At 47.3% G+C, this 18,809-nt stretch carries 36 protein-coding genes; 13 read left to right on the plus strand and 23 right to left on the minus strand.

Annotated features, from left to right (window positions below; translation table 11 throughout):
* Positions 1-179: 179 nt before the first annotated feature.
* Complete coding sequence (locus R9X49_RS06340) at positions 180-836, plus strand: fumarylacetoacetate hydrolase family protein (protein ID WP_319847618.1); 657 nt, start codon at positions 180-182, stop codon at positions 834-836.
* Positions 837-953: 117 nt separating this feature from the next.
* The gene (locus tag R9X49_RS06345) at positions 954-1,400 is read left to right on the plus strand and encodes a YcgN family cysteine cluster protein (RefSeq protein WP_319847619.1); all 447 of its coding nucleotides are present in this window, start codon (positions 954-956) and stop codon (positions 1,398-1,400) included.
* A 26-nt stretch (positions 1,401-1,426) separates the two neighbouring features.
* Here the strand turns inward: R9X49_RS06345 and R9X49_RS06350 are convergent, their stop codons facing one another.
* From R9X49_RS06350 to R9X49_RS06460, 23 genes are all read right to left on the minus strand, one after another.
* Complete coding sequence (locus R9X49_RS06350) at positions 1,427-2,710, minus strand: site-specific integrase (RefSeq protein WP_319847620.1); 1,284 nt, start codon at positions 2,708-2,710, stop codon at positions 1,427-1,429.
* A gap of 33 nt (positions 2,711-2,743) precedes the next feature.
* Positions 2,744-2,992: an excisionase family protein gene (locus tag R9X49_RS06355; RefSeq protein WP_319847621.1), complete on the minus strand. Its 249-nt coding sequence runs from the start codon at positions 2,990-2,992 to the stop codon at positions 2,744-2,746.
* A 221-nt stretch (positions 2,993-3,213) separates the two neighbouring features.
* The gene (locus tag R9X49_RS06360) at positions 3,214-3,462 is read right to left on the minus strand and encodes a hypothetical protein (RefSeq protein WP_319847622.1); all 249 of its coding nucleotides are present in this window, start codon (positions 3,460-3,462) and stop codon (positions 3,214-3,216) included.
* Between the two features lie 160 nt (positions 3,463-3,622).
* Positions 3,623-3,910 (minus strand): hypothetical protein, encoded by a 288-nt coding sequence (locus tag R9X49_RS06365; RefSeq protein WP_319847623.1) that lies wholly within the window; start codon positions 3,908-3,910, stop codon positions 3,623-3,625.
* Positions 3,907-4,167, minus strand: coding sequence for a hypothetical protein (locus tag R9X49_RS06370; RefSeq protein WP_319847624.1), 261 nt, complete (start codon positions 4,165-4,167; stop codon positions 3,907-3,909). The genes R9X49_RS06365 and R9X49_RS06370 overlap by 4 nt, the downstream gene beginning before the upstream one ends.
* Before the next feature lie 217 nt (positions 4,168-4,384).
* Positions 4,385-5,233 carry a hypothetical protein gene (locus tag R9X49_RS06375; RefSeq protein WP_319847625.1) on the minus strand — a complete coding sequence of 283 codons (849 nt, stop codon included), beginning with the start codon at positions 5,231-5,233 and terminating at the stop codon, positions 4,385-4,387.
* Position 5,234: 1 nt separating this feature from the next.
* A complete protein-coding gene (locus tag R9X49_RS06380) occupies positions 5,235-5,474 on the minus strand; it encodes a hypothetical protein (RefSeq protein ID WP_319847626.1) in 240 nt (79 codons plus the stop codon).
* Positions 5,471-5,932: a hypothetical protein gene (locus tag R9X49_RS06385; protein ID WP_319847627.1), complete on the minus strand. Its 462-nt coding sequence runs from the start codon at positions 5,930-5,932 to the stop codon at positions 5,471-5,473. The genes R9X49_RS06380 and R9X49_RS06385 overlap by 4 nt, the downstream gene beginning before the upstream one ends.
* Complete coding sequence (locus R9X49_RS06390) at positions 5,929-6,117, minus strand: hypothetical protein (RefSeq protein WP_319847628.1); 189 nt, start codon at positions 6,115-6,117, stop codon at positions 5,929-5,931. Before R9X49_RS06390 ends, R9X49_RS06385 begins: the two co-directional genes overlap by 4 nt.
* Positions 6,110-6,298 carry an ANR family transcriptional regulator gene (locus R9X49_RS06395; protein ID WP_319847629.1) on the minus strand — a complete coding sequence of 63 codons (189 nt, stop codon included), beginning with the start codon at positions 6,296-6,298 and terminating at the stop codon, positions 6,110-6,112. The genes R9X49_RS06390 and R9X49_RS06395 overlap by 8 nt, the downstream gene beginning before the upstream one ends.
* 2 nt (positions 6,299-6,300) lie before the next feature.
* Positions 6,301-6,702, minus strand: coding sequence for a hypothetical protein (locus R9X49_RS06400; RefSeq protein WP_319847630.1), 402 nt, complete (start codon positions 6,700-6,702; stop codon positions 6,301-6,303).
* Positions 6,699-7,379 (minus strand): lambda exonuclease family protein, encoded by a 681-nt coding sequence (locus R9X49_RS06405; protein WP_319847631.1) that lies wholly within the window; start codon positions 7,377-7,379, stop codon positions 6,699-6,701. The genes R9X49_RS06400 and R9X49_RS06405 overlap by 4 nt, the downstream gene beginning before the upstream one ends.
* A complete protein-coding gene (locus R9X49_RS06410; protein ID WP_319847632.1) occupies positions 7,376-8,305 on the minus strand; it encodes a recombinase RecT in 930 nt (309 codons plus the stop codon). Before R9X49_RS06410 ends, R9X49_RS06405 begins: the two co-directional genes overlap by 4 nt.
* A complete protein-coding gene (locus R9X49_RS06415) occupies positions 8,305-8,637 on the minus strand; it encodes a hypothetical protein (protein ID WP_319847633.1) in 333 nt (110 codons plus the stop codon). The genes R9X49_RS06410 and R9X49_RS06415 overlap by 1 nt, the downstream gene beginning before the upstream one ends.
* Positions 8,638-9,065: 428 nt before the next feature.
* Entirely contained in the window at positions 9,066-9,332 is a 267-nt protein-coding gene (locus tag R9X49_RS06420) for a hypothetical protein (protein ID WP_319847634.1), read from the minus strand.
* A gap of 72 nt (positions 9,333-9,404) precedes the next feature.
* Positions 9,405-9,695, minus strand: coding sequence for a hypothetical protein (locus tag R9X49_RS06425; RefSeq protein WP_319847635.1), 291 nt, complete (start codon positions 9,693-9,695; stop codon positions 9,405-9,407).
* Between the two features lie 180 nt (positions 9,696-9,875).
* Complete coding sequence (locus tag R9X49_RS06430) at positions 9,876-10,172, minus strand: hypothetical protein (RefSeq protein WP_319848647.1); 297 nt, start codon at positions 10,170-10,172, stop codon at positions 9,876-9,878.
* On the minus strand, positions 10,153-10,536 hold the full coding sequence (locus R9X49_RS06435) for a DUF6948 domain-containing protein (protein WP_319847636.1): 384 nt from the start codon (positions 10,534-10,536) through the stop codon (positions 10,153-10,155). The genes R9X49_RS06430 and R9X49_RS06435 overlap by 20 nt, the downstream gene beginning before the upstream one ends.
* Positions 10,537-10,608: 72 nt before the next feature.
* Positions 10,609-10,842 carry a hypothetical protein gene (locus R9X49_RS06440; RefSeq protein ID WP_319847637.1) on the minus strand — a complete coding sequence of 78 codons (234 nt, stop codon included), beginning with the start codon at positions 10,840-10,842 and terminating at the stop codon, positions 10,609-10,611.
* Between the two features lie 56 nt (positions 10,843-10,898).
* The gene (locus R9X49_RS06445) at positions 10,899-11,228 is read right to left on the minus strand and encodes a hypothetical protein (RefSeq protein WP_319847638.1); all 330 of its coding nucleotides are present in this window, start codon (positions 11,226-11,228) and stop codon (positions 10,899-10,901) included.
* A 2-nt stretch (positions 11,229-11,230) separates the two neighbouring features.
* Positions 11,231-11,524 (minus strand): hypothetical protein, encoded by a 294-nt coding sequence (locus tag R9X49_RS06450; protein WP_319847639.1) that lies wholly within the window; start codon positions 11,522-11,524, stop codon positions 11,231-11,233.
* A complete protein-coding gene (locus R9X49_RS06455; protein ID WP_319847640.1) occupies positions 11,521-11,664 on the minus strand; it encodes a hypothetical protein in 144 nt (47 codons plus the stop codon). The genes R9X49_RS06450 and R9X49_RS06455 overlap by 4 nt, the downstream gene beginning before the upstream one ends.
* Positions 11,665-12,009: 345 nt before the next feature.
* The gene (locus tag R9X49_RS06460; RefSeq protein ID WP_258305580.1) at positions 12,010-12,663 is read right to left on the minus strand and encodes a LexA family protein; all 654 of its coding nucleotides are present in this window, start codon (positions 12,661-12,663) and stop codon (positions 12,010-12,012) included.
* Positions 12,664-12,742: 79 nt separating this feature from the next.
* Here R9X49_RS06460 and R9X49_RS06465 point away from each other — a divergent pair, with 79 nt between their 5' ends.
* The 11 genes from R9X49_RS06465 (at position 12,743) to R9X49_RS06515 (ending at position 18,560) form a co-directional block, all read left to right on the plus strand.
* Positions 12,743-12,928, plus strand: coding sequence for a Cro/CI family transcriptional regulator (locus R9X49_RS06465; protein ID WP_109463527.1), 186 nt, complete (start codon positions 12,743-12,745; stop codon positions 12,926-12,928).
* Between the two features lie 107 nt (positions 12,929-13,035).
* The gene (locus R9X49_RS06470) at positions 13,036-13,326 is read left to right on the plus strand and encodes a CII family transcriptional regulator (RefSeq protein ID WP_319847641.1); all 291 of its coding nucleotides are present in this window, start codon (positions 13,036-13,038) and stop codon (positions 13,324-13,326) included.
* A gap of 28 nt (positions 13,327-13,354) precedes the next feature.
* A complete protein-coding gene (locus tag R9X49_RS06475) occupies positions 13,355-13,507 on the plus strand; it encodes a hypothetical protein (protein ID WP_319847642.1) in 153 nt (50 codons plus the stop codon).
* Positions 13,491-14,396, plus strand: coding sequence for a DNA replication protein (locus R9X49_RS06480; RefSeq protein WP_319847643.1), 906 nt, complete (start codon positions 13,491-13,493; stop codon positions 14,394-14,396). Before R9X49_RS06475 ends, R9X49_RS06480 begins: the two co-directional genes overlap by 17 nt.
* On the plus strand, positions 14,386-15,801 hold the full coding sequence (locus R9X49_RS06485; RefSeq protein WP_319848596.1) for a DnaB-like helicase C-terminal domain-containing protein: 1,416 nt from the start codon (positions 14,386-14,388) through the stop codon (positions 15,799-15,801). Before R9X49_RS06480 ends, R9X49_RS06485 begins: the two co-directional genes overlap by 11 nt.
* Before the next feature lie 362 nt (positions 15,802-16,163).
* A complete protein-coding gene (locus R9X49_RS06490) occupies positions 16,164-16,535 on the plus strand; it encodes a hypothetical protein (protein WP_319847644.1) in 372 nt (123 codons plus the stop codon).
* Positions 16,532-16,750, plus strand: a complete 219-nt coding sequence (locus R9X49_RS23135) for a DUF551 domain-containing protein (RefSeq protein ID WP_413775875.1) — start codon at positions 16,532-16,534, stop codon at positions 16,748-16,750. The genes R9X49_RS06490 and R9X49_RS23135 overlap by 4 nt, the downstream gene beginning before the upstream one ends.
* A gap of 326 nt (positions 16,751-17,076) precedes the next feature.
* Positions 17,077-17,277, plus strand: a complete 201-nt coding sequence (locus R9X49_RS06495) for a hypothetical protein (RefSeq protein ID WP_319847645.1) — start codon at positions 17,077-17,079, stop codon at positions 17,275-17,277.
* Positions 17,274-17,588, plus strand: coding sequence for a hypothetical protein (locus R9X49_RS06500; RefSeq protein ID WP_319847646.1), 315 nt, complete (start codon positions 17,274-17,276; stop codon positions 17,586-17,588). The genes R9X49_RS06495 and R9X49_RS06500 overlap by 4 nt, the downstream gene beginning before the upstream one ends.
* Before the next feature lie 220 nt (positions 17,589-17,808).
* A complete protein-coding gene (locus R9X49_RS06510; protein WP_319847648.1) occupies positions 17,809-18,108 on the plus strand; it encodes an ASCH domain-containing protein in 300 nt (99 codons plus the stop codon).
* Positions 18,109-18,110: 2 nt separating this feature from the next.
* Complete coding sequence (locus tag R9X49_RS06515) at positions 18,111-18,560, plus strand: recombination protein NinB (protein ID WP_319847649.1); 450 nt, start codon at positions 18,111-18,113, stop codon at positions 18,558-18,560.
* The last annotated feature ends 249 nt before the right edge of the window (positions 18,561-18,809 follow it).

Below are 18,809 nucleotides of genomic sequence, written 5' to 3' on the forward strand. Positions count from 1 at the left end.
CCTTCTCCAGACCACGCGATCGCCAGCCTTGCTCTCCTGAAATCTGTTGGGGTAACCCCCGTTGCGATGATATAACGATGGTTTTGCACCATCGTGTTCTTATATAGCTGTTTTCCTTTTGGTCGTGTTCTGTGCCACGAAAGCAGCGATAATCCAACAGACAGGGCAGGAGAATACCCATGTACCAACACAGAGACTGGCAGGGCGCGCTGCTTGATTTCCCAGCAAATAAAGTCGTTTGCGTCGGAAGCAACTACTCAGAACATATCAAAGAAATGGGCAGTGCGACCCCGGCTGAGCCCGTGTTATTCATCAAGCCTGAAACCGCACTGTGTGATTTACGTCAGCCCGTTGCCATTCCTAAAAATCTGGGTTCGGTTCACCACGAAGTTGAACTGGCGGTGCTAATCGGTACGCCGTTAAAGCAGGCGAATGAAGAACGTGTTGCTCGGGCGATTGCGGGTTACGGTGTAGCGCTGGATCTGACGCTGCGTGATTTGCAGTCCGACTTTAAAAAAGCAGGCCAGCCGTGGGAAAAAGCCAAGGCGTTTGACGGTTCCTGCCCGATCTCCGGTTTCATTCCGGTTGCCGAGTTTGGCGATCCGCAGCAAACCGAATTGGGTGTAAAAGTGAATGATGAAGTGCGCCAGCAGGGCAACACGCGTGATATGATTACGCCGATTCTGCCGCTGATTGCTTACATGAGCCGTTTCTTTACGCTGCGCGCGGGCGATATTATTTTGACGGGTACGCCAAAAGGGGTCGGTCCGATCCTGTCTGGCGATATGCTGACGATTACGGTGAATGACCGGACGTTGAGCACACGTATTATCTAATGCCCCGGCTGCCCGTGTTGAATGACGGGCAGCAAAACCTCCCCGCCGCGCCCGCCAGAATCACGTATCTTATTTACAACGCTATCGATTTATCAACTTAAGTTAACTGGAAGAAACATGACTGAACGCCCTTTTTGGCAGCAAAAAACGTTGTCTGAGATGTCTGACGATGAATGGGAGTCGCTGTGCGATGGCTGCGGTCAGTGCTGTTTGCATAAACTAATTGATGAGGATACGGAGGAAATCTACTTTACCAATGTCGCCTGTAATCAATTGAATATTAAAAGCTGCCAGTGCCGTAACTATGAGAAACGCTTCGAGTACGAGCCGGACTGCATCAAGCTGACGCGTGAAAACCTGCTGACGTTTAACTGGCTGCCGGCGACCTGTGCATATCGCCTGATTCATGAACGTGAAGATTTACCGCAGTGGCATCCGCTGGTCAGCGGCACTAAGACGGCGATGCACCGGGAGCGTATCTCCGTGCGCCATATTGCTGTACGTGAGAGTGAAGTGGTGGACTGGCAGGATCACATTTTAAACAAACCCGAATGGGCGAGGTGAGTGATTGAATTAAAAGGATTTTTGTGTCACAGGAATGACGCCTGGGGCATCAGTGTGGCATCATCAGTAAAATTCGCGTTTAGAATATTAAGTTGATTATGATTGTTGTCATTCATCCATTTCCCGTAAACGTTGTAAACCATTTGCGCAGAAGCATGCCCCATCTGTGCAGCTATAAAACTTGGATTTGCCCCGACGCTTAATGCCCAACATGCAAATGTGTGTCTTGACTCATACGCTCTTCGATGCCTTATCCCGGCTTTTTTCAACAACCCGTTCCACGTTGCACCGAATGATCCAGGGGCGTACCAATCTCCGCCATGACCATTTCTTGCTGTGAGGCGAGGGACGAAAACGAACGTACATTCATCTGTGCGAGTTTTACCGAACTCTCGCAGATGGACGTCTATTTTGTGTTGTTTACCCATCCGTGTGTATTCCATCTGGCTTTTCAATGCTCTTATCGCAGGAATGGTCAGATTAATGACGCGATTACCATTATCCGTTTTAGGAGGAGTGAAATGCCCTTTCATTGCGATATTACGGCTAACATTTATCGTCCAATTTTTCGTGTCGATATCCTCCCACGCCAGCGCCGCTATCTCTCCGTGTCTCATCCCTGTATTGACAGCTAGCATCCATAGATTTCTGATTTGCTCTGATGGGATGACGGCTATCAGTCGGTTATATTCATCACGACTGAGTGGGTCTGGATCCGTTTTGCTCTTACGTAAGGGGTCAACGCCAGAAAACGGCGTTTTTGTGATGTACCCGTTTTTTTCCGCAAATTCGAATAGGGATGATAGACAGGTGATGTAAGTATTCACCGTCCTCACTGTGCGTCCTTTTTTCTCACCACGCTTCTTTTGATGCTTCCCGCATATTTGGTATCCTGTCATTAACTCCATTCTTGTTGTCAAAACATCCTCATGTGTTATTGAAGAAATCAAACGTCCTGTACCGATAATACCAATGCACACTTTGATGTACGATACATAGCGCTTATGCGCGTTTTGCGTTATCTCCATTCTCTTAAGTTCAAGCCACTTTTTAGCCAGATCTCCAACACTAATGCCGGGAGCTACAAGTCCAAATTTTTTAAGGTTTTTTGACTGAGGAAACTGCGATGAGTAATTGAACGTGCCTGTTTTTATTGCATAGCAAATAGACGATCGCAATTCTCCAGCTAAACGCCTATTTTTTGCAGTATCAGGTACTGATAAATTTTCACGGACTCGAACGCCCATATAAATAAACCAAAGGCGGAGTGAACCGCCGTGGCTTTCGACCCCAGTTGGGTAGTTACTCATATGAAATCCTGATCGGTGGATGGGGAGGGGTATTTAAGCAGAAATTTTACGGCGGATCGCGGGTCGTTGACGTTCTACCCAATTATCAATTTCGTGTCGGTTGTACATGATCGGGCTGTTTTGCTTGGGCTGCATGTCGGGAGCAACATGTCGATATTCTCGCCCCTCCATCCATGACGTTCGTCTCGCATGTTGTATCATGTGCTTCGTCATGCCGGTTAATGACATGAGCAAATCCTCCGAAACCCATTTGCTGGGGTTCATTTGAATAACGCTATCCATTTTTTACCTCAGTATCTATTTTCCGCACGAAATAGCACAGCCACCGTTTAGCGCTGAACGTGCCAGGCGGTAGGGCAGTGATGCGTTTTGCGTGTTTATCGAGAATGCGGGTTATGATTGGATCGTGGTTTTTTTCGGCTGGCCTTTCGTCTGAGCGATGATTTCGCTGAGACATGTTTTAGCAACGCTGCGCAGAGCGTTCTCTGTTTCTTTCTGCATAATCACCCCGCATTAGTAATCACTGTTGCGCCGGATTTGAAAGCTGCGCTAATCACTCTTGCACGATAGTGCTGCACAGTTTCATCCTCTTCAACTTCTGGAATTACCATCTCAACCGTGCGCTGTATTCCCTTGAACACTTCCCTGACAAACTCTTCACGTGGTATAGATAGTTCCAGCGCATCCTTGCGTTTTATCTGCCGACCTCCATCAATTAGCAGACACTCATTCAGCCATTCGTCAGCAGTCATAATTACCTCGTTACAGAAATCGGAATATCGCCGCAGCGAACAGAATCGCCACCGCCCATTCGAATGCACTCATAGAATCTCTCTGGCGAGAGTGAATAGCGTGCACAAAAAAGCCGCTACAAGAGCGGCTAGAAATATCTTTGCTGTTAGCGTTGTTGCTTCATGAGGTTTCAGCCTCTTTCATGCTCTTAATTTCTTCTCGGGTCGCCAATCTGTAATTACCAGTCATCAGTCGGATTGTGACGGGTTTATTTCTGCGCCATTTTGATATTGTCCTTTCTCTAAATTTTTCCCGTGGGTTGCCGTTCCATGATGCGATCACGTAATTTTCATGCACCTCGCAAACTTTAACGCTGAATACACCAATGCTTTTAATCGTTGTATTGCCCATATTGAGACGTAACACGGACCAGACGATATCGCCTGGTTTTAATGAAGATATTTTCATGATTCACCTTTGACCTTAGCTATGGCATTGTCAGCCATCTGCATGACCCTTTTTCTTGAATGGCTATGTGCAGGAAGTAAGTTTTCTACTACATGCCTCGCAAACTTTAACGCTGCGAGTAACTCCGGCGCCGAGGCGATTAAATTGACATCTTCATCTGTCATATAGGAGCCTACTTTGGCTACAACAGTGCCGCTATTATCAATAATCGTTCGGCTTCCTATTGATTGTGGAAACCAGTGTTTATCCATACTCATCCTCATCTCCTTAATTCAGGCGTAAAAAAACCGCTGTGGCGGCTGGTTAGTCGTCGTTGACCGGCGCACACAATAACGTGGCATGAGGTCGTTTTTCGTGTATCAGCGTTACCCAATTCTGACACTCGTTAAACGTCATAACACGCTCAGAAACGGGAATGGCATCGCAGTAATCATTACCGCATGCACTGACGAGAAGAATGAAGCCGATAATCATCTACTCCCCCTTATGCTGCTGAGCGGCGGAGAACTTAGCCAGCGTGATACTGCCTTCCTCTGGATAATCATCAGCATATATATGTAGGCCGTGTGTGATATTTCCTTCATCATCCTGAATATCACCGACCCATAGTATCCCGCACGTGAAATCCCCGTAGTTACCCCCTCCGTCTCCACACTGCGAGCAAATGGATTCGATATCTGACTCGTCGAGGTAAATCGTGTTTGGGACCAGTGCATATCCTTCTGGCACTGAGCCATCAGGCACTCTCGGAGAGTTGCCTGACCGGAGAATGGCGGTGCGACAGTCGTTCCAGCCCTTCGCATATGATTCACTCCGCGTCAGTCCATCAACCGCGCCGCTTTCAAGAATGTCAGAGTATCCCCCGTTAATGGCATCCGGCACCGTGTAAGGCTGGCTTGCGGCTGGTGGAACGGGGCGCTTATACAAAGGCTCAATCTCGTTGCGGTAAAGAATCCCCTCGCTGTTTTCGGTCTTGGTTTGCGTAATCCGATAGCTCTCAATCCCTCCATCCTTAATGCGGATTAAGCGACGAGCCCATGCAAACGGCTCTTGGTTATGCAGTTCTGCCAACTGCGTTTCCAGCTCATCGATCCGAGCCTGTTTTGCGTCCAGAAGACTAAAGTTAGGTTGCGAGCCTACGGGTGGTTTCCACTCTACGCCGCCGTTGTAGGTGTAGTTGAGCCGCTGGAGTGTGCTTTCGGATGCGAGAAGGCGCGACACCATTTCTTGTAACTCAGTGGGCTGAATACCCAATGCCGGTAATTGCGAAACAGACGCCATCCCTTTCAGTTTTTCCAGCCGTTCATTCGTCAAAGTATTCATGTTATTCACCAGTCTTTTTAGTATTCGCGTCATAAACATCACGCGGAACCCATATGATAATACCAACCATTTTTTGACCGTTGCATGCATCAACAACGTCAGCGCAGGATGTCCCGAATGTGATTTCAGTGAATTTTTCACGTTTGTTGTGTTTGGCTTCAATCACACAATCAACGAGCTGCTGTCGGCGCACACCCTCTGAGTTGAGCATTGAAATTAATTGTTCTTTACCTGTATTCACACCCCACCTCCGCGAAGTTTGTTGGCGTAGCTCAGCATTAGCGGATATTCATGCTCAATTCCGATATCGTCATTAGCGAGTAATGATTCAGCACAGTCACGAATAGCCTTTGCCCCGATTTCAGCAATTGCGGCGTCGGTAGCGGGTGTGTCGTCTTCAATTAAATCGACAGCGCAATACAGGCAGTCAGGGTTGATAACAAATGTTAAATATCCGTCATGCTCAACCTCTTCAGCGCTATCATTTATTTCACTAATCGCATGCTTCATAGAAGCACTTTCCGCAACCAGCGCATTCCGCTGAATTTCCACTTCACGCATCATTGCGCGTAGAGTCTCGTTGTCTTTTTGTAATTCAGTTAATTTACGCAATAAATATTGAGCGTTGCTTTCGTTTACCAGTATGTCTCTCGGAATGCATTTTCCCCGAAGAAATCCTTCCATTTCAATCAATGTCATTTTTTATTTCTCTCCAATTTCTCGTAATCCTCTCTGCAATATTCATCGCAGAAATGACCGATGTTAATTTTCTCGCTACAGTATTTGCACTTTCCTGTGAATTTCATTGGAGTAGGTCGGTTAGCTAATGCATGCTGAATATTTAAATCAGTAAGGTCATTTGCGTAATCAGCAACGTCAGCCATTGATTGCCTCCAGCTTGTCATTCCACTTTTCACAAAACTCAGCGCGTAATTCGCACCACGGTTTATCTTTCGTATTAGCGTGACGCAATGCTGCAAGCCACATCATTTTGGCCTGAGTGAAATTACGTTCGCGTTCGTATGCAGCGGCATGGTTAGCCGCTGTTAGATATGCTGTGTTCATTTTTACCCCGAGATATATTCACCGCGAGCGATTAACTCACGTCGATGGATTGCTTCGGCGATGTGCTTTATTTTTGATATACGACTGGATGTGGCGAATGATTTGTATGAAACACGGCAACTCATTAGCTTTCTATTTTTAACTAACTTTATTTCCGGATTCTTCATTAGAGTGTATATGAAATCATCAACTATCTTTTCCACTGAAACCGATGATTGACCAACTTCACTAACAACAAACCGCCTGCACTTGTTTAAATCCGTAACATCCATTTTGAATATTTCAGCCAATTCACTTCCTGTCATCGGCCTGCCGTGTTTTTGCAACTGCCAGATTATTTTTTCCTTCATTCCCTTGTTTTGCGAGTCCCTTCCTCCACGGCGATAAAATGGTGAGCGTTTCATTTCCATTGCTCCCCGAAAATAAATCCAATTTCAGCAAGTGATGAATCCATCTTTTCGATAAATTCCGGCACCATTTCATCAAAGTCATTCATGTAATCATCGTCTTTCTCAATAACGATGTGGTGGATCCCTTCACGCTTCATGCGCGGGTCGTAATTAGCGAAAAACCATGCATCCTTTCCCGTGACCCACATACTGAATTGAACCTGAGCCATATACATAGACTTGACTGCATCCAGTCCGCCAAGTCTGAACCGCATGAAGTCGCGAGACGTGAAAGGGCATTTAAGTTCAAGTCCAAATCCATTGCTGCACAACCCATCAGGAGAGCACGCAACGCGCATAGCATCATCTCGATAGATGATTGGTGTCGATGCTACGGTAACGTCTGCTGTGAACTCAAAAACCGTTCTGGCGTCGTCCTCGTGCTCTTTCCCCCAAGCCAGCGCCTTAGCATTAACCTCTGGCGCTACGCCAGTGCAAACCTCTGCTAGTAGCGTCAGGAAATAGGACATTTTCATGTCCGTCCATTTCTTCCCGCTGCGTGGCTTTGAAATGACGTTATGCACGTCTGAGGCGGTTATCACGCCAAGGCGCAGCCGCTGCCATTCATAGCTTCCCTGCTTAACCTGAAGCACATCTATCCCTGTGCGCTCCATGATGATTTCTGGTGTCATGCTGCCGCCCTGTTTTTCAGGAATCCAAGAGCCTTAACCGCCTCAGCCTCCGTTAAATCCTTCGCCTCACGCAGTTCACGCCGGAATATTTTTGAGCACAGCGGCAACAGGTCGTCGTCCCACGTTTTATCCATGACTGTGAGCATGTCGCTGATGGTTTGCAGTATCTCCATACTGGCGGGGGTCACGTCGCGCTCTGGCTGGCGTTCTGCTTTGAAGTTGATACCCTCTTCGCCTTCCGTATTGACGTGGTTTATGGCGTTATCAAGTCGCTCTCTTCGGGGCCAATACTTGACTGACTGCTTGACTACTGTCTTGAGGATCATCTGCTCTTCGTCTGTAACCCATGGGCATTTCTTGCTGCTGTCCTGCTTGTATTTCTTCCAAGCCTCAGACCGGTCACGGATTGCGAAAATATCCTCTATCCGCATTGTGTGCGTCAGATAGTCCCCTTCGTCAGTCTTGGCTACCACGTATGCGCCAACCACATCACCGCGCTGTTCAGCGGTGTCGAAATCGTTGTAAACGTGGATAGGCGGTTTATCCAATCCCTCGCGCCGGAACTGGTCATTCTTGCGAACAATGGCGGACTGGCACCATTTGATCGCACCTGACTGCTGGGCAATATGCATTAGCCCCATGTAACTGATGTCTAAACAGATAGCACCCTTCCGTGGGACTAAGTACGCCAGCTTTTGTGCTGGGTTAAGCGTGATGCCGATGGCGGCAACATTCATTATCGCGCTGCGGGTGCTGACCTGATTTCCGATCGCCACCTTTGCCAGATAGTCATTGTTGGCAAAAATCTGCATGGCGAACTCTGATTCACGTTTGAAATTAAGTGATGGTTCGCTGCATACCTGCTCAAACTCTAATTTTAATGGATTAACCAACTCAAAAATCTGGTTGACTATTTGAGATGCCATTACATCAATCTCCTGTTATCAAATTCATCCAGTCCAATGTCATTAAAGAAATCCGCGCTTTGTTTTTTCAATCGATGAATTTCAAATAAATAAATTAAATCCACAATGAAATTGGTAGCCAATTCCTGATACTCATCAGTAGAAACAAAACTGGCGCATTCATGATGCGGCGCGATGCTTGATGCATATATCGCATCAACAATCTTGTGATCAATGCTGCTTGATTTAAACGCAGAGTCTGCCGCTTTATCAATCATCGCTCTGTCTGTGTCTGATAATGAAATTAGCGCCTTGTCTACATCAAAATCAGTTCTGAATGGCGTATGTTTCACGGCTGCAATCTCCGATTCAAAAACCGAATAATCATGTCAACGAGCGTTCGTGGTTTAAAATCATCGCTCGTTAATATATTTGTGCGAGAGTGTTGTATTGATTTAATTGCGTCGAAACCTGAGCTACCCACGCGGGCAGCCCCAGCATATGAATACTGCATGGGTAACTCCTGATTGATTAATTAGTAGGTGATGCGGTAGTTATTCAGTTTTGAATGGGGTTCCCCAATCATCTTCTGTGATATTTCCGGTGTATTTTGTTTCTCTAAAAGCAAGGTATGGCTGGCAAACAACTGCTTTACCACAGCATTCCGTTGCAACAAGAACTCGCTGTCCATAGCGTTCCATATGTGTGCTTGGTATGCTTCCAACGACCAAATCCTTGCCGCAATGCGGACATTTCATCACTCCCTCCCGTTGATTTATAACTATGCCGCCGTCTTTTTGGTTGTGTAATCAGCAATAATATTCCCGTCAGCGTCGAAATATTTCACTCTGTCTGTTGGGTGGCAGTTATGCGCATGTTTTCCGTATTTGAGTTGGTTAGTAAAAACCACATCTAAATTTGCGCTGCCGTTCATGCCGACAATAGTTCCGATATCTCCGTAAACTTCAACCATCATTCCGATGCGGGCAAAGTCGATACCACGGCACCGAATCATATCGTCTACGAATTGCTTTTCTTTCTTTGTCATCTCTATCTCCAATACCCAATAGGGCGTTAATTAATTTCACAATGCCCACGATGTAGGCATTAGGATATTAACTCACCCTTTAATGTATTCGTCTGTTTGTATAGACTGCACTCCCTCTGACAATTCTGCGTGCTGACTGTCAATGATAATGTGAGTGTGTGGGTGGTGATTTTCGGCAATATAACGAATCAATGGTCGTGCCAGAATTTCAAATTGAGAATCGCCAACATCAGGTTGCAGGTGAATGTGTGGTATTTTACCGTCTCGTATCGCATCAAATAATTCGCAAACGCCTTCAAAGTCGCGGCCGCCGTTCGGGAAATATTCTTGCATAATCGCTACTGCGTGGTCTTTCTTGCTCATAATCCCTCTCTATATAAATATAATCAAAACAACACTCAGAAACAGCAGCATCAATAACAATGCCACTCCCATTACTGAGTAATATAATGTGTATCCGACAAGTTCTTCTGGCCTCATGATTTTCCCCGATGTTGCAAGTGGGCGTAAAAAGGCCGCAGGCGCAGCCATATATTTATTTTATTAACCGGAGCCGGAGCCGTCGCCGGAGCCGGAGCCGTCGCCGTAGCCGTCGCCGTAGCCGTAGCCGTCGCCGGAGCCGTAGCCGTAGCCGGAGCCGTCGCCGGAGCCGGAGCCGGAGCCGTCGCCGGAGCCGGAGCCGTCGCCGTAGCCGTCGCCGTAGCCGTAGCCGTAGCCGTAGCCGTAGCCGTCGCCGGAGCCGTAGCCGTCGCCGTCGCCGGAGCCGTAGCCGTAGCCGTCGCCGTAGCCGTAGCCGGAGCCGGAGCCGTACTTGTCAGTTTTATTCAGCTTCGACATCATTAGCACCCTCAATCAGTGCCGTTGCCTCTGGCGTGGCAGGAATGATCTCAATAGCCTCCAGCCAGATGGATTCAACTGCTGGAGCGATTTTCGATTTAGATTGATCAATGCCGAACTTCGCAACGGCAGAGAGTGAAATCGACTCTTTAGCTTGCCACCGCCACATGCGGCGAGCGTTTTTAATGATAACTTCATTCCCTGATTTCTCAGAGAGAACGCCGAACCAGACGCCAGCAGAGTAAGTGCGGATAATTACTGGCTGGCCGATGAACTGACTTCCAATCGATGGCTCATTATTGCTGGCATTACCGAAAATAGACGCTAGCTCTTTAGCCTGGCCAATAGTTAAATCGTTAATGTTCATTTTGTTTCCTTGATTTTAGTTAATAAAAAACCACCTATTGGTGGCGTGGTATTCTCTGGTGTTGGCGCGGGGTTATTCTTCTGAAATGGTGAAACCTTGACCTTTAAGCCAATTAATTACATCGACAGCGCCAATCGCATCAAGGATGTCATCGGCGTCGTATTCAGTGACAATCTCGTCGGCTTTAACCGCGTCAGCAATATCCAAATCTTCCACATCAATTTCAACGTATTTCCTGTATGGCCCATAACCACAAGGAACCACGCCATTTAATTGCTTTGCTTTAATCGTTGCGCTAATACTCATCTCTCACCTCTCTGTACTGATTCAGTTATTAATCGGATGCAATAAAAAAGGCTGCGTTATGCAGCCTGTTGTTTTTTGCGTAACCAGATGCAATAAGGCCCATCTTCCGTGTCGTGCAGTGAGCCGATAAACCAGCCATCGCCTTTTGGTTTTGATGGGTTCCAGCCAGAAACATCTGCATCAAATTCACCATCTGCATATCTTTCTGCGAAGTCTGATGCGTCGATATCGTCTTCCAGTGATAGTGTGTATGACTCAAGATTATTTTTGCTGAGCCACGCATCAAACTCACCGGGATATCCATAGTCCATCCCGTTAGCTGGCTCAAAATAATCAGGATGAGTCCAAAAACCATATTCATCTCTCTTAACTTCAATTGCTTCCATAATTACCTCACTGTCACATTTTCAAATTTACGATGCCCTACGTTAAACAACGCTACATTTGGCAAGCACACAGATGCGCCTGTTTCTTTCGGCACCCCATCACGCAACTGAATTACCAATTGCGCCAGTACATCAGCAGTTCCGACTTGCTTACGGGCGGTAAGCCTGTCCCACGCTGCGCTAATTTTCATTGCTAACCCTCTATCAGCGTCTTTCTGTGCGAAGAACGCGCCAGTTTTGAGGTATTTACGACGCTTAGCGTTGTCTTTAGCTGCCTTAACGATGATTGTTGTCATTGCTGCGCTCCTCGTTCAGTAAAACCATACGCACGTTTCAGATGATTCATTGCTAACCACCATTTTGTTTTGCAGTGATGAGCAACAGCTTGTTTTGCCACTTCCTTGGCATCCTGAAATTTCTCTTTATCTATTTTCATGGTTACCTCCGGTGAGTGCTTTGGTGGTTAATACAGTCGGGTGACTAAATCCGATCCCGTACTAGTGGAAAGTGGCCTAGGTCGCGGCCATCATCTGCATTAACCCCAAAGCATTCACTTTGGTCTTCCAGACATTCCGGAAGAATTCCCATTCATGTTAAAGAGCGGAGCACTTGGCGGTGGTCTGCGTCGTGCTGTGAGGTAAATTTAAGACTTCTTAAGTCATGGCGCAAGTATTATTTTGAAGAAAACTTAAAATATTTTCTAAGTTATTAAGATGACTTGAAATTTAGGCAATAAAAAACCCAGCTCTTAGGCTGGGTGGTGGGCAGGATTGGGTTAGGGTTAGCGTTTTCGTCTGTACCTGCGGTGCTCGATCATAGTGCCAATGATTCTAATCGCGGTTTCATCGGACCGCATGGTTGGGTAGTCGTCATTCAGCGGGCTTAGCTCGAAAACGTCTGTCCCATTGATAACGCCACGCGGCCTGTATTTTTTGAATACGACTTCATCATCTCCATTCCTGGCTACAACGAAGTCACCAGGAATAGGGGATACATCAGGATCAATAATAACCGTATCACCCTCGGAAAAATCAGGTTGCATTGAGTTGCCTTTTATAACCAGAGCGAAAGCAGATGCCGATAAATCAAGATTGGTCTGCAAAAAGTCAATACCTCCATCTACAGAACGGATGGTACATTCAGCAGTCCATGCTCCGGCTTGAACATAACTAATGACGGGCACAAGGCGAGAGTCAATAGCCGCAAGCTCTACGTTTGATACGGAATCCTCTCCGTACAATATAAATTCAGGAGAGCATTGTAGCTCTCTAGACAACGATATGAGGCTATCTCCGTTTGGACTGGTCTTGTTGTCCTCCCATTGAGATATAGCGCTACCAGACAGCCCTATGCGGCTGCCTAACGATGCCTGTGTTAGTCGCAGATCTTTGCGGCGTCTGCGTATGCGTTGACCGATACTTTCACTCTTCATCATTAAGTAATCTTAAAACCATTTGACTTAAGTTTCCTGCTGGCTGATAATTTAAGAACTCTTAATAAAAAGGAATGTGGACATGCGAAAGCAAGATGTCATTGCCCACTTCGGAAGTGGCAGAGCAGTTGCCAAAGCCTTGGGCATCAGTGATTCAGCCGTATCCCAGTGGAAAGAGTTGATCCCTGAAAAAGACGCCTACCGACTAGAGCTAGTGACAGGTGGTCAACTCAAGCACGAACCGAATTCATACAGACCAGCAGCATAGCTTTATCGCTCTTTAAACCCGCTGAACTCGCTCTGGACGGTCTGGAGCAACAAACAAGTGGCACCCCACGGGATGCCTATGCATTTAAAACAGGAAAATTATTACTGATGGAGCGCGCAAGTACACGCAAGAAGCAGCGAGAAATTAACTCATCGCTCTTGAGCAAGATAGCCCTTATGGGTCAGGCGAAATTCGCTGACCTGATGGGCGTGCATGAATCACAGATTTCACGCTGGAAAGACACGCTGATACCGAAAGTATCTCTGATGCTTGCGGTATTGGAGTGGGGAGTTAACGACGACGAGCTAGCGCATTTAGCTAAGCAAGTTGCTCTGTTGCTCATAAAAAAATCCCCGGTGTGCAAGACCGAGGATTCTCAGATTTCAATGGACTTTTAACTGGATCAATTCACAGGGGTAATTATACATGAAAAGACGTGTATCACACCACACGGCAAACCATAAAAACCTCACACGCTTGGACTTCCTCAACAAAGTCAGCCCTGTTGCCGCTGAAAAGTTGCGAAAGATGCTGGAAGAGAACAAATCGAAGGAGGAGCGCGGTGAGCAACGTAACTAATCTTGCCATAGCTAGAGAGGCTAGGCGGCATCAGGAAACGCCATTTACTGGCGGTAAGGGGTATGCCTTGCTGCACCGTAAAATAATGGAATTGCCATTCTACAGGACGGATTCTGAGGCAGTGCATTTGTGGGTTCACATCATCCTGTCGGCCAACCATGCGCCGGCACTGGTTAACACTGAGTTCGGTGAAGTTCTGGTGCGCAGAGGTGAATTCATTACCGGAAGAGACAAACTTGTCAGGGAGACAGGGGTAAGCTCAGATCGAGTTCAATACCTGCTTAAAAAGTTCATAAAGCTGGGCATGGTTAGCGCTGAGTCGACGAGAAAATTCACCAAACTATTGGTGGTAAAATACGACGAATATCAGCCTAATTTTGTCCCAACAGATTCCCAACAGATTCCCAACGCAAAGCCAGATAGCAGTAGTGCCGTCGGGGATGTTGTCCCAACAGATTCCCAACAGATTCCCACAAACAATGAATTAAATAATAACTCATTAGATAAATCTAATGAGTGTGCATCAGCAGCGGAAAATCAGGAGAAGAAAAAACCTTCCGTATCCTGCCAAGACGTTGTTGATGCTTACCATGAAATCCTGCCAGAAGCTCCAAAAATTCGCCTGCTAAGCGAGAAACGGAAAAACCTGATCCGCACCTTTTGGAAGAAAGCCGGGGTTATCACTCGCAAGCTGGATAACAAGCCTTTCACGATTGAGGCGTGGCGCGAGTATCTGGGGTATATATCGATGAATTGCCGTTGGATGCTGGAGAACCGACCTAACCAGAAAACCGGAACGACATGGCGTAAGCGCGATTTCGAGTTTTACCTGAACGACAACACGTACCTGAAAGTCAGGGAAGGGGGTCATGATGACAATGAACGCTGATTACCTCGTCCCGCCCAGCAGCGTAGAGGCTGAGCAATGCGTGATCGGTAGCCTCATGCTGGATGCGCAGAGCGATCGTGCTCAGAAAGTTTTTTCATTCCTGAAACCTGATGCGTTTTACAACCGCCAGCACGCCGTGGTGTACCGCGTCATGCAGGAAATGAACACCACCCGCCAGACGGTAGACCTGTTAACCGTATCCGATCGACTGGAAAACTCTGGACAAATCGATCTTGTCGGCGGGTTCGCTTATCTGGCAGAACTGAGCAAGAACACACCTGCGGCGGCGAACATAATCGCTTACGCAAACGTGGTGAAAGACAAGGCTGTCGAGCGTTACTGCATTGAGCAGGCCAATCAGATTATCGAAAGCATGTATGCCAGAAACGGATTATCTACGGCGGAAAAAGTTGAAAACTTTCAGGCTATAGCGATGCGTGTTGCTGATAAAACGAAATCCGGAAGGGATCGTGGTGCGGTGCCTTTCATTGATGCGTTCGGGCGCTGGATAGACGTGGTAGACCAGCGCATGAAGGGTGATGCTACAGCTAACGGGTTGACATCTGGCATCCCATCGCTCGATGCAATGCTTGAGCCTAAGCGGATCGTGAAAGGGTCGCTATTCGTCGTCGGTGCAAGGCCAAAAATGGGTAAGACCACGCTCTATCTGAAAATGGCTATCCACTGCGCTACCGAAGAAAACCTACCCGCCATCATGTTCTCTCTGGAAATGCCAGAAGAGCAAATCGTCGAGCGTTCTGTTGCTCAGGTTTCTGGCGTCAGTTCATCAAATTTCTACGTTGATGGCTACGACGACAACCGATTCGCCATGGCTTCTGCTAAAGGTATGTCGCTTGCTCAAAACGGCAATCTCTACATCGACGATACGCCTGGATTATCACTATCCCACATCGTTGCAGAAAGCCGCCGTATCAAGCGCGAGCGCGGCGTAGTTGGCATGATTTTGGTTGACTACCTCACCCTGATGAAAGCTGAAAAAGCAGAGCGTAACGATTTGGCCTACGGGATTATCACTAAAGGGCTAAAGGCGCTGGCGAAAGAGTTGAATTGCGTCGTCGTGCTGCTCACCCAACTTAACCGCGACCTTGAGAAGCGAACCAACAAACGCCCGTTACCGAGCGATTCACGCGACACCGGACAGATAGAGCAGGACTGCGACTACTGGCTGGGTATTTACCGTGAAGGCGCTAACGACGAGAACGCCAATCAGTCAGAAACCGAATTGCTGTTGCGTCTGAACCGGCACGGAGAAACCGGCGTTGTGTTCGTTGAGCAACGTCATGGCGCTGTTTACGACTGCAATCAGGATGCTGAACGCAAGAAGCTCGAGCAGCGAGAAGAAAAACCAAAGTCATACGCCAAAAAAGGTGGCGGTGGCTGGTAGACCGAATAAACAGGAGGAGTGATATGAAGGTCTGGAAATTTCAAAAGCCAGTCTGCCGGCACAGAGACAAGGTGAGGTCATATGCATATATTCGAGCCGAAACACCATGCGAATACAGAGCGATTATGCGAATCATTGCCAGCGGTAAAAACCCCACGCTGAAATTAGCGCCAAAAGGTACTGCGGCCCCAGAGAATTACCGAGCGCAATTCATCATGCATGGGCCGAAAAACAGGAAATACTCATGACTAACGAAATCCCCGGCTGCCGAGCAGACGGCACATGCAAAGAGTGTGAGCAATATAAACAAACAGGAATAGGCGGCGCGAGTTTGTGCGCGAGAAAAGTTAAAGGGGTGAAGAGTGAAAGATAAATCGTGGGTTAAGAAACTATCAGTTGGAGACGTTATTTTACACGAAGAAAGAAACAATCGTGGAGCGTTGCAGGCTCCGGTTGAGATAAAAATAATCAAGATTGGGAGGAAGTACATAACTGGCACGCAAGGTAGATTTCAATTCGTACGGCAGTTCGATATCAACAACTGCTACCCAGATATGAATGCTTACCTAGCTAAAGAAGAACATCGTAAAAAACGGGAAGCCATTAAGAACGCTGTAACAGGGTGGTGTTCGCTTAATGCACTTGAAAATGCTGATATGGCAGACATCAATCGCCTGGTTTTGGCGTTAGAAAAGTGCGGGATTAACGTTGGGTTACCGGAGGGCTTGCAATGAGTGAGTGGATTAAGACAAGCGAGCGGATGCCTGAACGGACGGACACGGTACTGGTCGTTGATGGCGGTATTGAGGTATATCCTGCCACGTTCTATGAGGGTAGTTTTTACGAATATGGCGACACGTTTACACCTTGCCGCATAAGTAACCGACCCACTGGCAACCGCTCCCAGCAACCCCACAGGACTAACCATGATTTACCTGTATTTATCTGAACTAATCGGCTCGCTAATAATCGCGGGCCTTATTTTTGCCCGGAGGATGTGATGTTCAAGTGGCTTAAGAGTTTATTCGCCTGGCGTGGTGATCGGGTTTTAGTTCTATACGGATATCCCGCCAATCACAGAACATGGCTTTGTGTTTATCACTACCGTTGATCTGGTGAGTGGGAGTTTGAATGGGATGATTTGTTCGCAGAAAAAAGAACCGGATCATGGGGTGACTTTAGCGAGTCACTGCTTTTCTCAGAAAAAAATGGAACAGCGACCCCTGATGAGATCAAAGAAGCGAGAAAAATTTGCGCAAAGAGAGGGTATTAGTTATGGGGAAACTAATCAGCATCGGGAAATGCATGGTTGATCCGGAGCAAGTTATCGCAATCGAACCCCATAAGACTGGCTATCACGGCAGCGTATTGGGTGCAAAGATTTCCCTCGCAAACGGAATTGTTGTGTATGAAGAAGGCGCAACACTAGCAGAGGTTAAGGCCAGGATATCGGCAGCACAGGAGGTTAAGCCATGAGCACAGAACAGATGCGCGGTAGTTTTGAATTTTGGTGGGCTGAAGGAAATGTGGGATACCAGTTTAGGAGTGGCTGGGAAGCGTTACGCAGCAGCACGGGCGATGGATACAACGATGAAGATATAGACAGGGAGTGGGAGGCATGGAAGGCAGCATGGTCCGCCAGTCGCGCGGCGCTGGTGGTGACGTTGCCGGATGATCCTTTTTATCCTGATGGCGATATTGACTGTCCGCTTGCCGTAAACCTTGATGATGTTAAGTCTGCCTGCATCGGAGTTGGCATCAATTTGATTGTTGGCGGTGAGAAATGATAGCAGCCAATTACACCGCACATTTTTATTGTGATTGCGATGCTTGCACATCTAAGCAATGGGGATCCCCTGACTTCTATGAATCTGTTGGTGAGTCATGGTCTCAATGTGCAAGAGACGCAAGGAAACGCGGTTGGCGAATAAGCCAAGACAGAATCAGATGTTTTGCTCCGGGACACAAAGTGTGCCGCGCAGCCGGAATAACAGTGAAGGAGGGGTGATGGCGAATCTTCAATTGGCAGTAAATGGCGAATACTTTGACGCAATGATGCGTGGTGATAAAACGGAAGAGTACCGTCTCTGCAACCCGTATTGGTTTAAACGGTTGGTTCGTCACTCAACGGGTGAGCCAAAAAATTTCGACCGCTTAATCATTACCCGCGGCTATCCGCGCAAAGACGATGCAGATCGCCGCATTGATATCCCCTACGATGGCTTTGAAATAAAGACTATCACTCACAAACACTTTGGCGCTGAGCCGGTCAAGGTTTTTGCTATCAAGGTGAATATCGGAGGATAGCTTTGAAACAGGTCTATCACCTAATAGACCAAGCCCGTAAACAGAACGCCATTCAATTTATTCAGCAGTTACCCACCGATTCAGATAAGCCGTTAGTCGTCACTGTCGAAGAAAGAAAGCGCACATTGCCGCAGAACAAAAAAATGTGGCCGCTTCTGAAAGACCTGTCCGAGCAAGTGACATGGTATGGCGAGAAGTACGACGAAGCGGACTGGAAAGACCTGATCACCGCACTTGTAGCAAAAACCAAAAAACAGGAACAGCGAACCGCACCCGGTATCGGCGGTGGCGTTGTCATGTTTGGCGAACGCACAAGCAAGATGAAGGTTAGTCAGATGGTGGAAGTGATTGAGGCTATTTACTGGTTTGGCACAGAGCAGGGCGTGAAATTCAGCGATGCGTCACGACTTGAAATCGAATGGGCTACACGATTCGGAGATAAAAAATTATGAGCACACGAACAATAATCCGTGAGTATTTCAAAACTCACGACAGAGCTACATTTCCAGAAATAAGAATTCATTGCGAGATGTCTGGCTGTGAGCGAAACAACGTCTCATGCGCAGTTCACGACATGCTGAACCGCGGAGAATTAAATCGATCTGGTAAGCGCGGCAATTATCAGTACGTGCCAAGTTTTGATTTGAAGTCAGACATCAAAATGGGGCGTCCGCAGGGTAGGAAAGACAGCGCGCCTCGGC

This window comes from Pectobacterium carotovorum, assembly GCF_033898505.1.
GTDB lineage: Bacteria > Pseudomonadota > Gammaproteobacteria > Enterobacterales > Enterobacteriaceae > Pectobacterium > Pectobacterium carotovorum_J.

Excerpts from the sequence above, each read along its gene's own strand:
- R9X49_RS06340 (WP_319847618.1), top strand. The coding sequence starts at position 180 with ATGTACCAACACAGAGACTGGCAGGGCGCGCTGCTTGATTTCCCAGCA.
- R9X49_RS06345 (WP_319847619.1), top strand. The coding sequence starts at position 954 with ATGACTGAACGCCCTTTTTGGCAGCAAAAAACGTTGTCTGAGATGTCT.
- R9X49_RS06350 (WP_319847620.1), bottom strand. The coding sequence starts at position 2,710 with ATGAGTAACTACCCAACTGGGGTCGAAAGCCACGGCGGTTCACTCCGC.
- R9X49_RS06355 (WP_319847621.1), bottom strand. The coding sequence starts at position 2,992 with ATGGATAGCGTTATTCAAATGAACCCCAGCAAATGGGTTTCGGAGGAT.
- R9X49_RS06360 (WP_319847622.1), bottom strand. The coding sequence starts at position 3,462 with ATGACTGCTGACGAATGGCTGAATGAGTGTCTGCTAATTGATGGAGGT.
- R9X49_RS06365 (WP_319847623.1), bottom strand. The coding sequence starts at position 3,910 with ATGAAAATATCTTCATTAAAACCAGGCGATATCGTCTGGTCCGTGTTA.
- R9X49_RS06370 (WP_319847624.1), bottom strand. The coding sequence starts at position 4,167 with ATGAGTATGGATAAACACTGGTTTCCACAATCAATAGGAAGCCGAACG.
- R9X49_RS06375 (WP_319847625.1), bottom strand. The coding sequence starts at position 5,233 with ATGAATACTTTGACGAATGAACGGCTGGAAAAACTGAAAGGGATGGCG.
- R9X49_RS06385 (WP_319847627.1), bottom strand. The coding sequence starts at position 5,932 with ATGACATTGATTGAAATGGAAGGATTTCTTCGGGGAAAATGCATTCCG.
- R9X49_RS06390 (WP_319847628.1), bottom strand. The coding sequence starts at position 6,117 with ATGGCTGACGTTGCTGATTACGCAAATGACCTTACTGATTTAAATATT.
- R9X49_RS06395 (WP_319847629.1), bottom strand. The coding sequence starts at position 6,298 with ATGAACACAGCATATCTAACAGCGGCTAACCATGCCGCTGCATACGAA.
- R9X49_RS06400 (WP_319847630.1), bottom strand. The coding sequence starts at position 6,702 with ATGAAACGCTCACCATTTTATCGCCGTGGAGGAAGGGACTCGCAAAAC.
- R9X49_RS06405 (WP_319847631.1), bottom strand. The coding sequence starts at position 7,379 with ATGACACCAGAAATCATCATGGAGCGCACAGGGATAGATGTGCTTCAG.
- R9X49_RS06410 (WP_319847632.1), bottom strand. The coding sequence starts at position 8,305 with ATGGCATCTCAAATAGTCAACCAGATTTTTGAGTTGGTTAATCCATTA.
- R9X49_RS06420 (WP_319847634.1), bottom strand. The coding sequence starts at position 9,332 with ATGACAAAGAAAGAAAAGCAATTCGTAGACGATATGATTCGGTGCCGT.
- R9X49_RS06425 (WP_319847635.1), bottom strand. The coding sequence starts at position 9,695 with ATGAGCAAGAAAGACCACGCAGTAGCGATTATGCAAGAATATTTCCCG.
- R9X49_RS06430 (WP_319848647.1), bottom strand. The coding sequence starts at position 10,172 with ATGATGTCGAAGCTGAATAAAACTGACAAGTACGGCTCCGGCTCCGGC.
- R9X49_RS06435 (WP_319847636.1), bottom strand. The coding sequence starts at position 10,536 with ATGAACATTAACGATTTAACTATTGGCCAGGCTAAAGAGCTAGCGTCT.
- R9X49_RS06440 (WP_319847637.1), bottom strand. The coding sequence starts at position 10,842 with ATGAGTATTAGCGCAACGATTAAAGCAAAGCAATTAAATGGCGTGGTT.
- R9X49_RS06445 (WP_319847638.1), bottom strand. The coding sequence starts at position 11,228 with ATGGAAGCAATTGAAGTTAAGAGAGATGAATATGGTTTTTGGACTCAT.
- R9X49_RS06450 (WP_319847639.1), bottom strand. The coding sequence starts at position 11,524 with ATGACAACAATCATCGTTAAGGCAGCTAAAGACAACGCTAAGCGTCGT.
- R9X49_RS06455 (WP_319847640.1), bottom strand. The coding sequence starts at position 11,664 with ATGAAAATAGATAAAGAGAAATTTCAGGATGCCAAGGAAGTGGCAAAA.
- R9X49_RS06460 (WP_258305580.1), bottom strand. The coding sequence starts at position 12,663 with ATGATGAAGAGTGAAAGTATCGGTCAACGCATACGCAGACGCCGCAAA.
- R9X49_RS06465 (WP_109463527.1), top strand. The coding sequence starts at position 12,743 with ATGCGAAAGCAAGATGTCATTGCCCACTTCGGAAGTGGCAGAGCAGTT.
- R9X49_RS06470 (WP_319847641.1), top strand. The coding sequence starts at position 13,036 with ATGGAGCGCGCAAGTACACGCAAGAAGCAGCGAGAAATTAACTCATCG.
- R9X49_RS06475 (WP_319847642.1), top strand. The coding sequence starts at position 13,355 with ATGAAAAGACGTGTATCACACCACACGGCAAACCATAAAAACCTCACA.
- R9X49_RS06485 (WP_319848596.1), top strand. The coding sequence starts at position 14,386 with ATGAACGCTGATTACCTCGTCCCGCCCAGCAGCGTAGAGGCTGAGCAA.
- R9X49_RS23135 (WP_413775875.1), top strand. The coding sequence starts at position 16,532 with ATGAGTGAGTGGATTAAGACAAGCGAGCGGATGCCTGAACGGACGGAC.
- R9X49_RS06495 (WP_319847645.1), top strand. The coding sequence starts at position 17,077 with ATGGGGAAACTAATCAGCATCGGGAAATGCATGGTTGATCCGGAGCAA.
- R9X49_RS06500 (WP_319847646.1), top strand. The coding sequence starts at position 17,274 with ATGAGCACAGAACAGATGCGCGGTAGTTTTGAATTTTGGTGGGCTGAA.
- R9X49_RS06510 (WP_319847648.1), top strand. The coding sequence starts at position 17,809 with ATGGCGAATCTTCAATTGGCAGTAAATGGCGAATACTTTGACGCAATG.